The organism is Microbacterium sp. C5A9, assembly GCF_022627955.1.
In the GTDB taxonomy this organism is placed as follows: Bacteria; Actinomycetota; Actinomycetes; order Actinomycetales; family Microbacteriaceae; genus Microbacterium.
In genome coordinates this window covers 375,765-391,539 of record NZ_JABXGD010000002.1, presented here as the reverse complement: position 1 = coordinate 391,539, position 15,775 = coordinate 375,765, and the positions used below count along the sequence as shown (strand labels likewise).

The following is a 15,775-nucleotide window of genomic DNA, read 5'->3' as shown; positions in this document are numbered from 1 at the left end:
GCACCCATGCAGGCTCGACCTCGGCGGCGGCGCGTCTCACCAGTCGATCGCGCGCGTCGCTCCGACGAGGCATCGCCCTTCCGCGAGCTGCGGAAGCACCGTCGTCACGGGCTCTCCGGTCGACGGACCCACCTGACCGACGAGACACTCGGTCTCGCCCCATCGCACGGAGAACTGCAGGCTCTCGGCGGGGTTGCCCACCGTCGTCGTGTCTTGGGTGACCTGCATCGCGGCGCGGTCGAAGCCCGCGCTGGTGAGCGCGTCGATGTACGCGCGCCCCGAGCTTCGAGACTCCGACGACCACACCTGCGCCGTCACGGTGCTGAAGAGTGGCAGGTTGTCGGCCGCACTGCCGTCGGCGACGTACGCGGGCCCCGTCTGCGAGGGTGCCGACGGAGTGGCAGACGGATCCGCTGCCGTCGGTGCCGGTTCGGTCGGCTCCGTCGGAGAGCATGCCGAGAGCCCCACGGCGATCGTCGCCGCGGCGACGGCCGCGATCATCAGGCGAGAGACGGAGGAGTCCGATCGTCGAAACACGGCTCGAGTCTACGGGCCGGGCTCCCCCACCCGAGCTCTCGCGCGGGACAGGCGCGTCCTGTGATGCCTCTCAGCGCGACGCGGTCGCCGCGGCGAACTGGTCGTCGAAATCCGGCGCCCCGCGGTCGGTGGCGGCCCACGCGGTGTCGACCTCACCGTCGGGCCCGGTGCGGGTGCCGTCGTCGACCGCACCCATCGCGCGCCCTTCCGGCCCTTCGCGCCCCGACACGGTCTGATCGCGCACCTGATCGCCGCTCGCGCTGCGCGGGTTCCGTCGATAGGCGGCAGTGCCCCACCGAAGATCGTGACCGATCGCATCGGCGTCGATGTCGACGCTGGTTCCCTGCTTGCCGTTGTTCTCCCAGGAGCGGATCTTCATCCTCCCCGTCACGATGACACTGTCACCGGACCGCAACGATGCCTTCGCGTTCTCTGCGAGCTGCCGGAACGCCGCGACCGAGTACCAGTTCGTGGAGACATCGACCCAGGTCTGGGTCGCATCGTCGAACCGTCGGTGCGTGCTCGCGAGCCGGAAGTTCGTGACGGGTGTGCCGTTCGCCGTGCGCCCCTGCGTCGGGTCTGTGGCGACGTTGCCGACGATCGTGATCGTGTCCTGCATGGTTCTCTCCTCTGTGGGCCGGCGCCATCGTCCGGGTTCATCCACAGTGGTCCGTTCCGGGCCGGCGCGGGCGTCGTCGCACCGCCGATTGTGAGCGAATGCAGAGAGCGGCGAACGGTGCAGGCCGAGTCATGGAACGCCTGATGCGAGCGGCGAGTCGAATGTCGGTGGTCGGCCGTACGTTCGAGTCAGAGAGGAGATACCGATGTCCGACACCCTGATCAGATCCCACCCTGAGGTCCCCTACGCCACGCCGACGCTCAGCTCGTCACGAGAGCACCTGGTTCGTGCCGCCGCTCACCTCTGGCGGGTCCAGGATGCTTCCGGACGAGTGCTGGGGCACCTGCGCATCCTCAGCGATCCGCTCGGGATCCGCTATCGCGCCGAGCGCCTGCATCTCGGCACGGGCGGTTTCCGGCTCGTCGGCGACTTCTGGCGAGCGGACGACGCCGTCGCGGCTCTGCGGAACGGCTGAGCCGCTCGGTACGGAATCACGGTGCCCCCGGCAGGATTCGAACCTGCGACCAAGAGATTAGAAGGCTCCTGCTCTATCCCCTGAGCTACGGAGGCGGCCCTACTACCGTACCGCTCCGGCGACCGATGTCAGTGCCGTCGATAGTATGGCCGCATGGTATCTGCGTCAGAGAACGATCGCCTCGTCTGGATCGATTGCGAGATGACGGGACTCGATCTCTCTGTGGACGAGCTCGTCGAGATCGCCGTCGTCATCACCGATTTCGAGTTGCGCCCGATCGACCCCGGGTTCCAGATCGTGATCCGCCCGAGCGACGCCGCCCTTGAGAACATGAACGACTTCGTGACCGCGATGCACGAGACGTCGGGACTCATCACCGAGATCCCCGACGGCGTCTCGCTCGACGATGCCCAGGCGCAGACTCTCGCATACATCAAGCGCTTCGTGCCACTCGAGCGCAAAGCACCGCTTGCCGGCAACACCATCGGCACGGACCGGATGTTCCTCGCGAAGTACATGCCCGATGTCGATCACTGGCTGCACTACCGCAATGTCGACGTCTCGAGCATCAAGGAGCTCTCTCGCCGCTGGTACCCGCGCGTGTTCTTCCAGGCTCCTGCGAAAGACGGCGGCCACCGCGCTCTGGCAGACATCCTCGAATCGATCAGAGAGCTTCGTTACTACCGTCAGGCGGTCTTCGTCGATGAGCCCGGCCCGTCGAGCGACGACGCTCGCGACATCGCGTCGCGCACCGTGTCAGAGTTCACTCCAAACATGTAATAGACTCATCTGGTCGCCAACTCCGGTTGGCACATGGTGGGTATAGCTCAGCTGGTAGAGCGCTGGCTTGTGGTGCCGGATGTCGCGGGTTCGAGTCCCGTTACTCACCCCATCACGAAGAGGCCCGAGTCCTAGGACTCGGGCCTCTTCTGCATTTCCGGACCCCTGGTTGGAATACCCCCCTGGGGTATTCGGTTGTCCTCGGTAACTGACCGAAGGGACCGATCATGACTCACCCACACGGCTCGACATCGACCGACCACGCATCGCACAGCCACACGGCCGCCGACGTTGCTCACGCAGAGCATGCCGCTCATGCCGCTCATGCCGAGCACGCGAGCCATAGCGGACATACTGCGCGGTTCCGTCGGCTGTTCTGGATCATGCTCGCGGTGGCTCTCCCGGTGGTCGCGGCATCGCCGATGTTCGGGATGATCTTCGGCTATGACGTACCGGGGTGGGCCCGCTGGATCGCACCGGTCCTCGGCACAGCGATGTATGTGTGGGGTGGCGCCCCGTTCCTCTCCGGCGCGGTGAGCGAGCTTCGTGGGCGCAGACCCGGGATGATGCTCCTGATCGGGCTCGCCATCACGGTCGCCTTCGTCGCCTCGTGGGGCGCGAGTCTCGGCATCCTGCACCACGAGCTCGAGTTCTGGTGGGAGCTGGCGCTGCTGATCGTGATCATGCTCCTGGGCCATTGGCTCGAGATGCGCTCGCTCGCCCAGACGAACTCGGCGCTCGACTCTCTCGCCGCGCTGCTGCCGGATGAGGCCGAACGCGTGGAGGAGGGTGAGACGGTGCGGGTCGCGCCGGCAGACCTCCGGGTCGGTGATGTCGTCGTCATCCGGCCGGGGGGACGCCTTCCCGCCGACGGGCGGATCATTCAGGGCGGTGCGAACGTCGACGAGTCGATGATCACCGGCGAATCCCGGGCAGTGACCAGATCCGTCGGCGACCCCGTGGTCGCAGGAACCGTGGCCACCGACTCCGGTCTCCGCGTCGAGATCACAGCGGTCGGCACAGAGACGGCGCTCGCCGGCATCCAGAGGCTCGTCGCCGATGCCCAGGCGTCGTCGTCTCGCGCGCAGCGGCTCGCGGATCGCGCGGCCGGGTGGCTCTTCTGGTTCGCGCTCGGGGCCGCAGCAGTGACCGCCGTCGCGTGGACGGTGGTGGGGCTCCCGGACGAAGCCGTCATCCGCACGATCACCGTCCTCGTCATCGCCTGCCCGCACGCGCTCGGACTGGCGATCCCTCTGGTGGTCTCGATCACGACCGAGCGCGCGGCCCGCGCCGGCATCCTCGTGAAGGACCGGCTCGCTCTCGAGACCATGCGCTCGATCGACACGGTCCTCTTCGACAAGACGGGGACGCTCACGAAGGGCGCCCCGGCGATCACGGCTGCCGAGACGGTCGATCCTCTCACTCCCGACGAGCTCATCGCCCTTGCCGCAGCAGCCGAGCAGGACTCCGAACACCCGCTCGCGACAGCGATCGTGGGCGCCGCTCGCGAACGAGGACTCGAGATGCGGAACTCCGGCGACTTCCGGTCGTCTCCGGCCGTCGGGGTGAGCGCCCGGGTCGACGGCCGCCTGGTACAGGTCGGCGGACCCCACCTGCTCGCCGAGGCAGAGGCCGACGAGCTTCCTATCGCTGCGACCTGGCGTGCGGAGGGCGCGATCATCCTCCATGTGCTCGTCGACGGCCGTGTCGTCGGCGCCCTGCGGCTCGCCGACGACATTCGCCAGGAATCGATCTCGGCCGTCGCGACGCTGCAGGCGCGCGGGATCGACGTCGTGATGATCACGGGCGACGCGCAGGCCGTCGCGCAGAACGTCGCCGCGCAGATCGGCATCGATCGGGTGTTCGCGGGCGTCCGCCCCGAGGACAAGGCTGCGCGGGTGAGAACCCTGCAGGCGGAGGGACGGAGAGTCGCGATGGTGGGCGACGGAGTCAACGACGCACCGGCCCTCGCGCAGGCCGATGTCGGCCTCGCGATCGGGGCCGGGACAGACGTCGCGATCGCCTCGGCGGGTGTCATCCTCGCCGGGGACGATCCGCGGGCGGTCCTCTCGGTCATCGATCTGTCGGCCGCCGGGTACCGCAAGATGACTCAGAACCTCTGGTGGGCTGCCGGGTACAACCTCCTGTCCGTGCCGCTGGCCGCCGGCGTCCTCGCGCCGATCGGGTTCGTGCTCCCCATGTCCGTCGGCGCCATCCTGATGTCGCTGTCGACGATCGTCGTGGCTCTGAACGCGCAGCTGCTGCGACGGCTGGACCTGCGCCTGCCGGACGTCCCCGCGCCCAGGTGAACGCCAGGTCGGAGCGAGAGCCCTAGGATTGCGTGGTGTCACTCGCCGTCTGGTTCTCGCTCCTGACCGCCTGCGTGGTTATCAGCTTCACCCCGGGCGCCGGCGCCATCAACACGATGTCGAACGCACTCAGCCAGGGCTGGCGCCGCTCGATCTGGGGCATCATCGGTCAGCAGCTCGCGCTGATCGTCCACGTGGCGATCGTGGCGGCAGGGCTCGGTCTGATCGTGTCGCGGTCGGAGGTGCTGTTCAACGGCATCAGGTACGCCGGGGCGGCGTACCTCGTGTTCCTCGGCATCAGGCTGATTCTTGCGAAGCCCAGCCCCGGTGTCGAGGAGGCTGATCTCGTGGACACCCATGAGGGCCACTGGTCGATGATCCGACGCGGGTTCTGGGTGAACCTGCTGAATCCGAAGGCGATCGTCTTCTTCCTCGCCTTCCTCCCGCAATTCATCCGTCTGGACCAGCCCCCGCTCCCCCAGTACCTCACTCTCATCGTCACGGTCATGGTGGTCGACGTGGTCGTCATGTGGGGATTCTTCGCAGCAGCAGCACGGCCGTTCCGCCGTTTCACCCGATCTGCCCGGGGCCAGCGCATCCTGAACACCGTCTTCGGCGCACTGTTCATCGCTGTGGCGGGGCTGCTCGTGTTCTTGCACTGACGCCGCGCTCCTTCGCACCGCAATAGGCTGGAGACGATGGAGATGGATTCTGCCCCCTTCGAGGAACTCGTCATCGACGAGCTCGATCGCCTGCCCGACGAGATGGTCGACGGTCTCGAGAACGTCGTCTTCGTGGTCGAAGACCGCCCGGAGGACGGGAGCCTCGATCTCCTCGGCCTGTACGACGGGTTGGCGCTGACCGAACGCATGCAGTACGGATCGGGCGAGCTGCCGGACAGGATCGTCGTCTACCGAGAGCCGCACCTCGCGGCATGCGACAGCGAGAGCGAGCTCCGCGACGAGGTCCACACGACGCTGGTTCACGAGATCGCGCATTTCTACGGCATCGACGATGAGCAGCTGCACGAGCTGGGGTGGGCATGACGCCGCTCGCCAGTCCCGACATCGAGGAGATCGTCGACCTCGCCGCGGCTCCGATGGTCCCCTGGGAGGTCGTCGTGTGGAACGACCCCGTGAATCTGATGAGCTACGTGGTGCGCGTGTTCCGCACCTACTTCGGCTACTCCATCGAGCGCGCGACGCAGCTCATGCGTGCCGTGCACCACGAAGGGCAGGCGGTCGTCGCGACCGGGCCACGCGAGACCATGGAAGTGCACGCACAGGCCATGCATGACTACGGACTCTGGGCGACGGTGCGAAAGGCCGAGCAATGAGCGACGCGGTCGTCCGAGTGCGCATGGCCAGAGTCGAGGGCGCCCAGCTCGCTCAGCTGGTCGACGACTTCCGCGAACTCGTCGGCACAGACCGCGACGTGAGCGACCCCGCCATCGCCCGCCTGTCGCCCGATCCCTATCCTGATGACGAGGACGCATCGCGCTCGTTCCAGAGCGCCACCCGCGATGATCTGCTCGATCGCCGTGCTCTCGACGCGGAGATCGTCCGTACGGCTCTCGCGGACCTCCGCGGAGACATGGACACGATGTCGCAGACCGAGGCCTTCACCGAACACGACCTCACGATCTCCCCGGCGGACGTGGACGCCTGGCTGCGCACGCTCACGGCGCTCCGCCTGGTGATCGCGGAGCGACTCGGCATCGAGAGCGATGACGACCACGACCCGGATGACGCGAGGTTCGGCGTCTACGACTGGCTCGGCTACCGCCTCGAACTGACGATCGAGGCCGCGGACGAGCTCCTCTGAGCCGTCACGGGATGTCGATGATCCTGGTCGCGAGCGACCGCGGATCATCACGGGCGATGTGCGCGCGCTCCTGTTCCGCCCAACGATCCCAGTGCGGCCTGTAGGTCTCGCCGTCCCGTGTCAACGCGCGCGCCTTTCTCCCGCTTTCGCCGGATTCCAGCCAGATGCGGATGTCAGCGATCGCTGCCGTCGCCGGAGTCAGTATCCCACTGCCCTCGAGAAGAACTCCGAGCGCTGGATCGACCGCATGACTCTCGGCTTCACTGCCACGATCCCAATCCCAACGGCGCCACTCCCCCAGGTACCCGCGCCCGTGCGGGCGGAGGATCCCGGTGAGCGCACGGTCGACCCCGTCGTCGAGTCCGTCCCAGCCCGGGTAGATCGAGTCGAGAGCGACGAGCTGCACCCGACCGACGATCGGCCATCGTTCGATGAGCATGCGCGCGAGAGTCGTCTTGCCTGCTCCGCTTCGTCCATCGATGAGGACGACGGGGTTCGCCGCCGCCAGCGCCTGGATGTCGGCGACGATCAGCGTCGCGGCACGCTCGAGCGCTGCCGCGACGGGATCGTCACTTCTTGAGGGCACGGATGATGCGGGAGAATGCTCGCCCGGTGACCCAGACGAACGGCACAGCGACGACCAGCAGCGTGATGATGTTCGGTTCGAATCGGAGCCCCTCCTCGCGCCGCACGTAGACGCCGACGGGAATCGAGACGCCGCCTCCGCCGCCGCCTTCCGCGCCGTCGCCGCTTCCGCCGCCGAAGCCCGAGTAGGTCAACGCGACAGGAGTGATGCTCACGCCATCGACATCCTGCGGCTCGCCGTACGCGCTCTTCACGCCGAAGGTGGATGCCTGCTTACCGAGTTCCAGTGCAATGTTGGGCATGGCTCCCACGCTAGCCCAGGAAACGGGATCGGGAGGGGCTAATCCAGGCCGTGCGCCTTCGGATGCTGAGCTGCTCCTCGCCCATCGCCGCGGCCGATGTGCCTGGCGCGACTGATCGTGGCCGATCCGAAACGGGCGAGGGCATCGTCCACGGCACCCTCGACTCGTCGCCAGTCCTCGTCGTCGTCCCACAGGCCGATGCCTCCGCCTCCTGCCGGGCGCAGCTTCTCGGCGCGCACACCGACGAGTCGAACGGGGTCGCGACGATCGATCTGCTCGAACAGCGCCTGAGCGGCTTCGCCGATCCGCTGGCCCACGGCGGTGGGCTCGGCGAGCGTCTGCGATCGACTCAGGGTCCGGAAATCGTCGAACCTGATCTTGATCGCGACGGTCGACGTCTCCCACTGGGCTCTGCGCAGGCGCGCGGCGACGCGATCGGCGAGCCTGAGCAGTTCGGCCCGCAGGTACGTGCGGTCGGTGACATCGGTGTCGAAGGTCTCCTCATGGCCGATGCTCTTCTCGACACGCTCCGTCTCGACCGCACGCGCGTCTTCTCCGCGTGACAGCTGCACGAGCCGGGCGCTCAGCGCAGGGCCGACGGCGCGGTCGAGCATGTCTGTCGACGACATCCGGATGTCACGGATGGTGCGGATCCCCCGGCCCTCCAGCGCCTCGGCAGCCTTCGGACCCACGCCCCACATCGCGCGAACCGGACGGGAGTCGAGGAACGCCTGCGTCTCGGATGCGGCGATGACGAGCATGCCGTCGGGCTTGGATATCGTCGACGCCATCTTGGCGACGTGCTTGGTCGCCGCCACTCCGACGCTGCAGGTGATGCCGACCTCGTCGCTGACGCGTTCGCGCACGAGCTGGGCGATGCGGGCGGGACTCCCCCACAGCCGCCGGACGCCGCGGACGTCGAGGAACGCCTCATCGACCGAGAGCGGCTCGACCAGCGGAGTGATGGACTCGAAGATCGCCATCACCTGCCGCGACACCGCCTGATAACGATGGAAATGCGGCGGCACGATGGTTGCCGAAGGGCACAGACGGATCGCCTGCGACACGGGCATCGCGGCGCGGACCCCGTACCGACGCGCCTCGTAGGACGCGCTGGAGACCACGGAACGACCGTCGGGCGCACCGATGATCAGCGGGAGACCACGCAGGCTCGGATCGTCCAGCACCTCGACGGCCGCGTAGAACGCATCCATATCGACGTGGAGGATGCTCGTGCCGGCGTCATCGGAATCGGCGGACGACACGATGCGCCCTCTGCCGTCACCGTGTCCCATGCGACCATTCTCCCCCGGACCTCCGACATGAGGCCCGGGGGACGCGGTTACTGCGCAGCGCGCTCGAGGACGAGTTCGCGGACCCTGGCGGCATCCGCCTGGCCCTTCATCGCCTTCATCACGGCGCCGATGACGGCTCCGGCCGCCTGGACCTTGCCGTCCTTGATCTTCGCGAGCACGTCCGGCTGCGCGGCGAGAGCCTCATCGATCGCGGCGATCAGCGCGCCGTCGTCCGACACGACGGCGAGCCCGCGGCTGTCGACGACCTCCTGCGGCGTCCCCTCACCGGCGATGACACCCTCGAGCACCTGGCGTGCCAGCTTGTCGGTGAGCGTCCCCGCGTCGACGAGCTTCTGCAGTGCGGCGACGTTCTCGGGCGACACGAGCTCGGTGGCGTCCTTCTCCTGCGCGTTGGCGAGGCGGGTGATCTCGCCCGTCCACCACTTACGCGCGGTCGCCGGGGTCGCGCCCGCTTCGATGGTCGCCACGACGACGTCGAGCAGCCCGCCGTTGCGCACGTCCTGGAACTCGAGGTCGGTGAAGCCCCACTCGGCCATGAGCCGACGTCGACGGGCGACAGGCTGCTCGGGGAGTTCGGCCCGCAGCGCCTCGATCAGGTCAGCGGCCGGCTCCACCGGCAGCAGATCGGGCTCGGGGAAATACCGGTAGTCGTCGGCATCCGACTTCGGACGGCCGGGCGACGTGGTGCCGGTGTCCTCGTGCCAGTGCCGCGTCTCCTGCGTGATCGTCCCACCGTCGGCGAGGATCTGCGCCTGACGCTGGATCTCGTAGCGCACGGCGCGCTCGACCGACCGCATCGAGTTGACGTTCTTCGTCTCGGTGCGCGTGCCGAGCTTCTCCTGACCGCGGGGGCGCAGTGAGACGTTGGCGTCGCAGCGCAGGTTCCCGCGCTCGAGTCGAGCCTCGGAGATACCGAGACTGCGCACGATGTCACGGATCGTCGCGACGTAGGCCTTGGCGACCTCGGGGGCACGGTGTTCGGTGCCGAAGATCGTCTTGGTGACGATCTCGACGAGGGGGACTCCCGCGCGGTTGTAGTCCACGAGCGAGTACTCGGCGCCCTGGATCCGACCGGTCGCGCCCCCCATGTGGGTGAGCTTGCCCGCGTCCTCCTCCATGTGAGCCCGCTCGATCGGGATCTGCACGATCGTGCCGTCCTCGAGTTCGACCTCGACGGATCCTTCGAACGCGATCGGCTCGTCGTACTGAGAGATCTGGTAGTTCTTGCCGAGGTCCGGGTAGAAGTAGTTCTTCCGGGCGAAGCGGCTGGACTCCGCGATCGAGCAGCCGAGCGCGAGGCCGAGGCTGATGGACGAGCGGATCGCCGTCTCGTTCACGACCGGGAGCGAACCCGGTAGCCCGAGATCGACCGGCGCGATCAGCGTGTTCGGCTCGGCCGCGTGATACAGCTCGTTCGCGGGGTTCGGCGCGTCCGAGAACATCTTCGTGTTCGTGTTCAGCTCGACGTGAACCTCGAACCCGAGAACGGGCTCGAAGAGTTCGAGAGCCTTGTCGAAGTCCATGAGCTTGGCGGCGGCCATCAGCGGGTCCCTCCTGCGAGCTGGGGTGCACGCGTGAGGAGCGGTGCTCCCCACGAGTCGACGAGCAGAGTCTCGACCGCCGCGCCGACCCTGTACAGACGCGCGTCCTCTCGTGCCGGCGCGATGAACTGGATGCCGACGGGCAGGCCGTCTTCCGCGGCCAGCCCGCTCGGGATCGAGATGCCGGGAACACCGGCGAGGTTCACCGGGATCGTCGTGATGTCGTTGAGGTACATCTGCAGCGGGTCGTCGATCTTCTCGCCGATCTTGAACGCGGTCGTCGGAGCGGACGGCGTCGCGATGACATCCACGTCGGCGAAGGCGTTCGCGAAGTCCTGCTGGATGAGCGTGCGGACCTTCTGCGCGCTGCCGTAATAGGCGTCGTAGTACCCGGCGGACAGCGCGTAGGTGCCGAGGATGATGCGGCGCTTGACCTCGTCGCCGAAGCCGGCGTCGCGCGTCGCGGACATCACGTCCTCGACGGTCGGGTTGCCGTCGGGCGTGACGCGGAGGCCGAAGCGCACCGAGTCGAACTTCGCCAGGTTGCTGGAAGCCTCTGCGGGAAGGATCAGGTAGTACGCGGCGACACCGTACTCGAAGTGCGGCGCACCGATCTCGACGATCTCCGCTCCCTGCGCCTCCATCAGGGCGAGAGCGCTGCGGAAGGACTCCGCCACACCCGGCTGGAAGCCGCTGTCCGGGAGCTCGCGGATCACTCCGACCTTGAGCCCCTTCAGCACGTCTCCGCGGGCGCCCTCACGGGCGGCGTCAGCGAACGAGGGCCACTCATCCCGCAGCGACGTGGAGTCCTTGGGGTCGTGACCGCCGATGGCGTCGTGCAGCAGACCGGCGTCGAGCACCGTGCGCGTGACGGGACCGACCTGGTCGAGGCTGGAGGCGAGGGCGATCGCGCCGTAGCGGCTGACGCCGCCGTAGGTGGGCTTCACACCGACGGTGCCGGTCACGTGCGCCGGCTGGCGGATGGACCCGCCGGTGTCGGAGCCGAGCGCGAGCGGCGCCTCGAACGCGGCGACGGCTGCGGCCGATCCGCCGCCGGAGCCGCCGGGGATCCGATCGAGGTCCCAGGGGTTGCGCGTCGGACCGTAGGCCGAGTGCTCGGTCGACGACCCCATGGCGAACTCATCCATGTTGGTCTTGCCCAGCGGGATGAGCCCGGCGGCACGGGAGCGGGCGACGACCGTGGCGTCGTACGGCGAGCGGTACCCCTGGAGGATGCGCGAACCGCTCGTGGTCGGCTGATCGGTCGTGACGAGCACATCCTTGATCGCCAGCGGGACGCCGGCGATCGGTCCGAGCCGCTCCCCCGCCGCGCGCTGTGCGTCGACGGCGGCTGCGGCGTCGAGCGCCCCCTCGTTGACGTGCAGGAAGGCATGGACGTCGCCGTCGACGGCGGCGATGCGATCGAGATGCGCACGCGTCGCCTCGACGCTGGAGATCTCGCGGCTGGCGAGCTTGTCTGCAAGCTCCGCCGCGGTCATGCGGATGATGTCGCTCACTGCTCTTCTCCCAGGATCGCGGTGACGCGGAACCGGCCGTCGGCCTGGTCCGGCGCATTCTGGAGCACCTGCTCGTGAGTGAGCGTCTCGCCCACGACGTCGGGACGGTAGACGTTGCTCAACGGGATCGGGTGACTCGTCGCTGCGACGTCGGGGCTTGCCACCTCCGACACCTTCGCGATGTTGTCGACGATGGCGTCGAGCTGGCCCGTGAGCCGCGTCACCTCGTCGTCGTTCAGCTGGATGCGCGCGAGCACGCCGAGATGGCGCACAAGATCAGGGGTGATTTCAGACACACTCCGAGTCTAGTTGCCGTGTCCGCCGAGTCCCTGCAGCTCGGCCAAGCCCGCCCTATGCTGAGCGGGTGAGCTCGTACCAGCCTCCTCGCCCATGGATCGCCAGCTACGCCGACGGCGTTCCTGATGACCTCTCCCCCGTCTCCGGATCTCTGATCGACATCGTCGCGGCATCTGCGCGCGACTATCCGGACGCCCCCGCTCTCCAGTTCTTCGGGCGCGAGACGACCTACGCGCAGCTGCAGGACGCCATCGATCGGGCAGCGGCCGGCCTCCGGGATCTCGGGGTTCGGGCCGGCGATCCCGTCGCGATCGTGCTGCCGAACTGCCCACAGCACATCGTGGCGTTCTACGCCGTGCTGCGACTCGGAGCCGTCGTCGTCGAACACAACCCGCTCTACACGCCGCGCGAGCTCCGCAAGCAGTTCGAGGATCACGGCGCGAAGCACGCCATCGTCTGGAACAAGGTCGTCTCCACGGTGCAGGAGTTCCCCGCGGACCTCGCGATCACCACGCTGATCTCCGTCGACGTGACGCGGGCGATGCCCCTGCTCACGCGGGTCGCACTCCGCCTGCCGGTGGCGAAGGCCCGCGAGTCGCGCGCGGCGCTGACCGACAGGGTGCGAGGCACCGTCACATGGGATTCCCTCGTGCAGTCCGCTCCGATTCCCGCCTCACACCCGAAGCCCACCACGGACGACCTCGCGATCATCCAGTACACCTCCGGAACCACGGGCACACCCAAGGGCGCGGCCCTGACGCACGGCAACCTTCTCGCGAACGCCGCGCAATCCCGGGCATGGGTGCCGTCCATCCAGCGCGGAAAGGGCTGCGTCGTCTACGCGGTGCTGCCGATGTTCCACGCATACGGTCTGACGCTCTGCCTGACGTTCGCGATGTCCATGGGCGCTCGGCTCGTGCTCTTCCCGAAGTTCGACCCCGACCTCGTGCTCGATGTGATGAAGAAGCATCCGGCGACATTCCTGCCGCTCGTGCCCCCCATCGCCGATCGCCTGCTGTCAGCGGCGAACGCGAAGGGGGTCTCCCTCGACGGCATCGAGGTCGCGATCTCCGGGGCCATGGCGCTTCCGCACGACCTGGTCGTTCCCTTCGAGGCCGCCACCCACGGCTTCCTGGTCGAGGGATACGGCCTCAGCGAATGCTCTCCCGTGCTCATGGCTAATCCCGTGGCCGACAACCGCGTTCCCGGCACCGTCGGGCTGCCGCTCCCCGGCACCGAATGCCGTGTGGTCGACCCGGAGAACCCGACCGTCGACGTCCCCGACGGCTCCGCCGGCGAGCTCCTCGTGCGCGGACCGCAGGTGTTCTCCGGCTACTACGGCAAGCCCGAGGAGACCGAGGCGGTGTTCGTCGACGGATGGTTCCGCACCGGCGACATCGTGACGGTCGACGAGTCGGGGTTCATCCGCATCGTCGACCGCATCAAGGAACTCATCATCACGGGCGGCTTCAACGTCGCGCCGACCGAGGTCGAGAACGCCCTGCGTCAGCACCCGCTGGTCTCGGACGCCGCCGTCGTCGGTCTTCCGAGCGATCACTCCGGTGAAGAGGTCGTCGCGGCGATCGTGGTCGACGGCGCCTCGGATGTCGATGTCGAGGCCATCCGCGAGTACGCGCGCAGCATCCTCACCCCCTACAAGGTGCCGCGCCGCCTCTTCGTCGTCGATGAGCTGCCCAAATCACTCATCGGCAAGGTGCTACGTCGACAGGTCAAGGAGAAGCTGCTCGCGCTGACCGGCGACTCCTGAGGGCGCCCTCACAGGCGCGGAATCCCGCGAAGCGCTACCCTTGGTCAGTGACTCATGAAGACGCTGTGCCCACCGACGCCCCCGAGACCCCTGGATTCGAGGAGCTCGGCATCACCGGCCCCGTCCTCAAGGCCATCAAGGACCTCGGCTACGAGACCCCCTCCCCCATCCAGGCTGCGACGATCCCGACCCTCCTCTCGGGTCGCGACGTCGTCGGTATGGCGCAGACCGGAACGGGAAAGACCGCGGCCTTCGCGCTCCCCGTCCTCGAGCGCCTCGACGTGTCGCAGAAGACCCCCCAGGCTCTGGTGCTCGCACCGACCCGCGAGCTCGCGCTGCAGGTCTGCGAGGCGTTCGAGTCGTACGCCTCGAAGATGAAGGGCGTCCATGTTCTCCCCGTCTACGGCGGGCAGGGCTACGGAGTGCAGCTGTCGGCTCTCCGCCGCGGGGTGCACGTGATCGTGGGAACCCCCGGTCGCATCATGGACCACCTCGCCAAGGGCACCCTCGACCTGTCGCAGCTGCAGTACCTGGTGCTCGACGAGGCCGACGAGATGCTGAAGATGGGCTTCGCGGAAGACGTCGAGCAGATCCTCGCGCAGACACCGGAAGAGAAGCAGGTCGCCCTGTTCTCGGCCACGATGCCTCCGCAGATCCGCCGACTCGCGCAGAAGTACCTGCGCGAGCCCGAAGAGATCAGCATCAAGTCGAAGACCGCGACTGGTACGAACATCACGCAGCGCTACCTCGTGGTCTCGTACGCACAGAAGGTCGACGCACTGACCCGCATCCTCGAGGTCGAGAACTTCGACGGCATGATCGTGTTCGTCCGCACCAAGAACGAGACCGAGACTCTCGCGGAGAAGCTGCGCGCCCGCGGATACTCCGCCGCCGCGATCAACGGAGACGTCCCGCAGGTGCAGCGCGAGCGGAGCGTCAATCAGCTCAAGGCGAGCAAGCTCGACATCCTCGTCGCGACCGACGTCGCCGCACGTGGCCTCGATGTCGAACGCATCAGCCACGTCGTCAACTTCGACATCCCCACCGACACCGAGTCGTACGTGCACCGCATCGGCCGCACGGGTCGCGCGGGTCGCACAGGCGACGCGATCAGCTTCATCACCCCGCGCGAGCGCTACCTGCTGAAGTCCATCGAGAAGGCCACGCGACAGCAGCCCACGCAGATGCAGCTGCCGAGCCTCGACGACGTCAACACCACGCGCCTGGCTCGTTTCGACGACGCGATCACGAGCGCACTGAGCGACGCGACGCGCATCGAGAAGTTCCGCGACATCATCGACCACTACGTGCGCAACCACGACGTGCCGGAGGCCGACGTCGCCGCTGCGCTCGCGGTCGTCGCTCAGGGCGACACCCCTCTTCTGCTCGACCCTGCCGATGACCCCCTGTCCAAGGCCGTCGAGTACGACAACCGTCCGCCGCGGGAGAACAGCAACCGCGACAGGCGCGAGACCCGCGAGCCCCGCGAACGGCGCGGGCGCGGCGACTACAAGCCGTATCGCATCGAGGTCGGTCGCCGTCATCGGGTCGAGCCCCGTCAGATCGTCGGCGCACTCGCGAACGAGGGCGGCCTCGGCCGAGACGACTTCGGCGCGATCAACATCCGCCCGGACTTCACGGTGGTCGAGCTGCCGGCGAACCTCGACTCGTCCGTGCTCGACAAGCTGAAGGACACTCGCATCTCGGGACGTCTGATCGAGATCAAGCCCGACCGCGGTCCCGGAGCCCGTCGCAACGACGGCCCACGGGACGGCGGCGGTCGTGGCGACCGGTTCGAGCGTCGTGACCGCGACGACCGTCCGCGTTACGACCGCGACGACCGTCCGGCTCGCAGCGACGAGCGCGGCGAGAAGCCGTTCCGCAAGCCGCGCCACAAGGACTGAT

At 67.8% G+C, this 15,775-nt stretch carries 17 protein-coding genes and 2 tRNA genes; 10 read left to right on the top strand and 9 right to left on the bottom strand.

The features are described 5' to 3' along the window. Positions 1-36: 36 nt before the first annotated feature. Positions 37-537, bottom strand: a complete 501-nt coding sequence (locus tag HWD99_RS05110; protein ID WP_241795156.1) for a hypothetical protein — start codon at positions 535-537, stop codon at positions 37-39. A gap of 70 nt (positions 538-607) precedes the next feature. Beyond that, a complete protein-coding gene (ssb, locus tag HWD99_RS05105; protein WP_241795155.1) occupies positions 608-1,156 on the bottom strand; it encodes a single-stranded DNA-binding protein in 549 nt (182 codons plus the stop codon). Between the two features lie 205 nt (positions 1,157-1,361). On the opposite strand from ssb, the gene HWD99_RS05100 reads away from it, so the two are divergent. Continuing rightward, the gene (locus tag HWD99_RS05100; protein WP_241795154.1) at positions 1,362-1,631 is read left to right on the top strand and encodes a hypothetical protein; all 270 of its coding nucleotides are present in this window, start codon (positions 1,362-1,364) and stop codon (positions 1,629-1,631) included. 22 nt (positions 1,632-1,653) lie between these two features. Here the strand turns inward: HWD99_RS05100 and HWD99_RS05095 are convergent. Beyond that, positions 1,654-1,726, bottom strand: a tRNA-Arg gene (locus tag HWD99_RS05095). A gap of 58 nt (positions 1,727-1,784) precedes the next feature. Here HWD99_RS05095 and orn point away from each other — a divergent pair. The 7 genes from orn to HWD99_RS05060 all read left to right on the top strand — a co-directional run bounded on the left by orn (position 1,785) and on the right by HWD99_RS05060 (position 6,544). Beyond that, entirely contained in the window at positions 1,785-2,411 is a 627-nt protein-coding gene (gene orn / locus HWD99_RS05090; RefSeq protein WP_241795153.1) for an oligoribonuclease, read from the top strand. Between the two features lie 36 nt (positions 2,412-2,447). Next, a tRNA-His gene (locus tag HWD99_RS05085) sits at positions 2,448-2,523 on the top strand. A gap of 115 nt (positions 2,524-2,638) precedes the next feature. Beyond that, positions 2,639-4,720, top strand: a complete 2,082-nt coding sequence (locus tag HWD99_RS05080) for a heavy metal translocating P-type ATPase (RefSeq protein ID WP_241795152.1) — start codon at positions 2,639-2,641, stop codon at positions 4,718-4,720. A gap of 35 nt (positions 4,721-4,755) precedes the next feature. Then, positions 4,756-5,382, top strand: a complete 627-nt coding sequence (locus HWD99_RS05075) for a LysE family transporter (RefSeq protein ID WP_241795151.1) — start codon at positions 4,756-4,758, stop codon at positions 5,380-5,382. A 36-nt stretch (positions 5,383-5,418) separates the two neighbouring features. After that, entirely contained in the window at positions 5,419-5,766 is a 348-nt protein-coding gene (locus HWD99_RS05070; RefSeq protein WP_241795150.1) for a metallopeptidase family protein, read from the top strand. Next, positions 5,763-6,056 carry an ATP-dependent Clp protease adapter ClpS gene (gene clpS, locus HWD99_RS05065; RefSeq protein WP_241795149.1) on the top strand — a complete coding sequence of 98 codons (294 nt, stop codon included), beginning with the start codon at positions 5,763-5,765 and terminating at the stop codon, positions 6,054-6,056. The genes HWD99_RS05070 and clpS overlap by 4 nt, the downstream gene beginning before the upstream one ends. Next, entirely contained in the window at positions 6,053-6,544 is a 492-nt protein-coding gene (locus HWD99_RS05060) for a DUF2017 family protein (protein ID WP_241795148.1), read from the top strand. Before clpS ends, HWD99_RS05060 begins: the two co-directional genes overlap by 4 nt. A gap of 4 nt (positions 6,545-6,548) precedes the next feature. Here HWD99_RS05060 and HWD99_RS05055 read toward each other — a convergent pair whose 3' ends face one another. The 6 genes from HWD99_RS05055 to gatC are packed head-to-tail and all read right to left on the bottom strand — an operon-like array spanning position 6,549 to position 12,101. Continuing rightward, on the bottom strand, positions 6,549-7,130 hold the full coding sequence (locus HWD99_RS05055) for a hypothetical protein (protein WP_241795147.1): 582 nt from the start codon (positions 7,128-7,130) through the stop codon (positions 6,549-6,551). Next, positions 7,114-7,431 (bottom strand): hypothetical protein, encoded by a 318-nt coding sequence (locus tag HWD99_RS05050; protein ID WP_241795146.1) that lies wholly within the window; start codon positions 7,429-7,431, stop codon positions 7,114-7,116. Before HWD99_RS05050 ends, HWD99_RS05055 begins: the two co-directional genes overlap by 17 nt. Positions 7,432-7,469: 38 nt before the next feature. Then, positions 7,470-8,726, bottom strand: a complete 1,257-nt coding sequence (gene dinB / locus HWD99_RS05045; protein WP_241795145.1) for a DNA polymerase IV — start codon at positions 8,724-8,726, stop codon at positions 7,470-7,472. Between the two features lie 47 nt (positions 8,727-8,773). Further along, positions 8,774-10,288: an Asp-tRNA(Asn)/Glu-tRNA(Gln) amidotransferase subunit GatB gene (gene gatB, locus HWD99_RS05040; protein WP_241795144.1), complete on the bottom strand. Its 1,515-nt coding sequence runs from the start codon at positions 10,286-10,288 to the stop codon at positions 8,774-8,776. Next, a complete protein-coding gene (gene gatA / locus HWD99_RS05035) occupies positions 10,288-11,805 on the bottom strand; it encodes an Asp-tRNA(Asn)/Glu-tRNA(Gln) amidotransferase subunit GatA (RefSeq protein ID WP_241795143.1) in 1,518 nt (505 codons plus the stop codon). The genes gatB and gatA overlap by 1 nt, the downstream gene beginning before the upstream one ends. Next, on the bottom strand, positions 11,802-12,101 hold the full coding sequence (gatC, locus tag HWD99_RS05030) for an Asp-tRNA(Asn)/Glu-tRNA(Gln) amidotransferase subunit GatC (protein ID WP_042536743.1): 300 nt from the start codon (positions 12,099-12,101) through the stop codon (positions 11,802-11,804). Before gatC ends, gatA begins: the two co-directional genes overlap by 4 nt. Positions 12,102-12,169: 68 nt before the next feature. Between gatC and HWD99_RS05025 the strand changes: the two genes are divergently transcribed. Together HWD99_RS05025 and HWD99_RS05020 are read left to right on the top strand one after the other, a co-directional pair. Then, on the top strand, positions 12,170-13,870 hold the full coding sequence (locus HWD99_RS05025; protein ID WP_241795142.1) for a long-chain-fatty-acid--CoA ligase: 1,701 nt from the start codon (positions 12,170-12,172) through the stop codon (positions 13,868-13,870). Positions 13,871-13,917: 47 nt separating this feature from the next. Beyond that, on the top strand, positions 13,918-15,774 hold the full coding sequence (locus HWD99_RS05020; protein WP_241795141.1) for a DEAD/DEAH box helicase: 1,857 nt from the start codon (positions 13,918-13,920) through the stop codon (positions 15,772-15,774). Position 15,775 lies beyond the last annotated feature (1 nt).

Excerpts from the sequence above, each read along its gene's own strand:
- ssb (WP_241795155.1), bottom strand. The coding sequence starts at position 1,156 with ATGCAGGACACGATCACGATCGTCGGCAACGTCGCCACAGACCCGACG.
- HWD99_RS05100 (WP_241795154.1), top strand. The coding sequence starts at position 1,362 with ATGTCCGACACCCTGATCAGATCCCACCCTGAGGTCCCCTACGCCACG.
- orn (WP_241795153.1), top strand. The coding sequence starts at position 1,785 with ATGGTATCTGCGTCAGAGAACGATCGCCTCGTCTGGATCGATTGCGAG.
- HWD99_RS05080 (WP_241795152.1), top strand. The coding sequence starts at position 2,639 with ATGACTCACCCACACGGCTCGACATCGACCGACCACGCATCGCACAGC.
- HWD99_RS05070 (WP_241795150.1), top strand. The coding sequence starts at position 5,419 with ATGGAGATGGATTCTGCCCCCTTCGAGGAACTCGTCATCGACGAGCTC.
- clpS (WP_241795149.1), top strand. The coding sequence starts at position 5,763 with ATGACGCCGCTCGCCAGTCCCGACATCGAGGAGATCGTCGACCTCGCC.
- HWD99_RS05060 (WP_241795148.1), top strand. The coding sequence starts at position 6,053 with ATGAGCGACGCGGTCGTCCGAGTGCGCATGGCCAGAGTCGAGGGCGCC.
- HWD99_RS05050 (WP_241795146.1), bottom strand. The coding sequence starts at position 7,431 with ATGCCCAACATTGCACTGGAACTCGGTAAGCAGGCATCCACCTTCGGC.
- dinB (WP_241795145.1), bottom strand. The coding sequence starts at position 8,726 with ATGGGACACGGTGACGGCAGAGGGCGCATCGTGTCGTCCGCCGATTCC.
- gatB (WP_241795144.1), bottom strand. The coding sequence starts at position 10,288 with ATGGCCGCCGCCAAGCTCATGGACTTCGACAAGGCTCTCGAACTCTTC.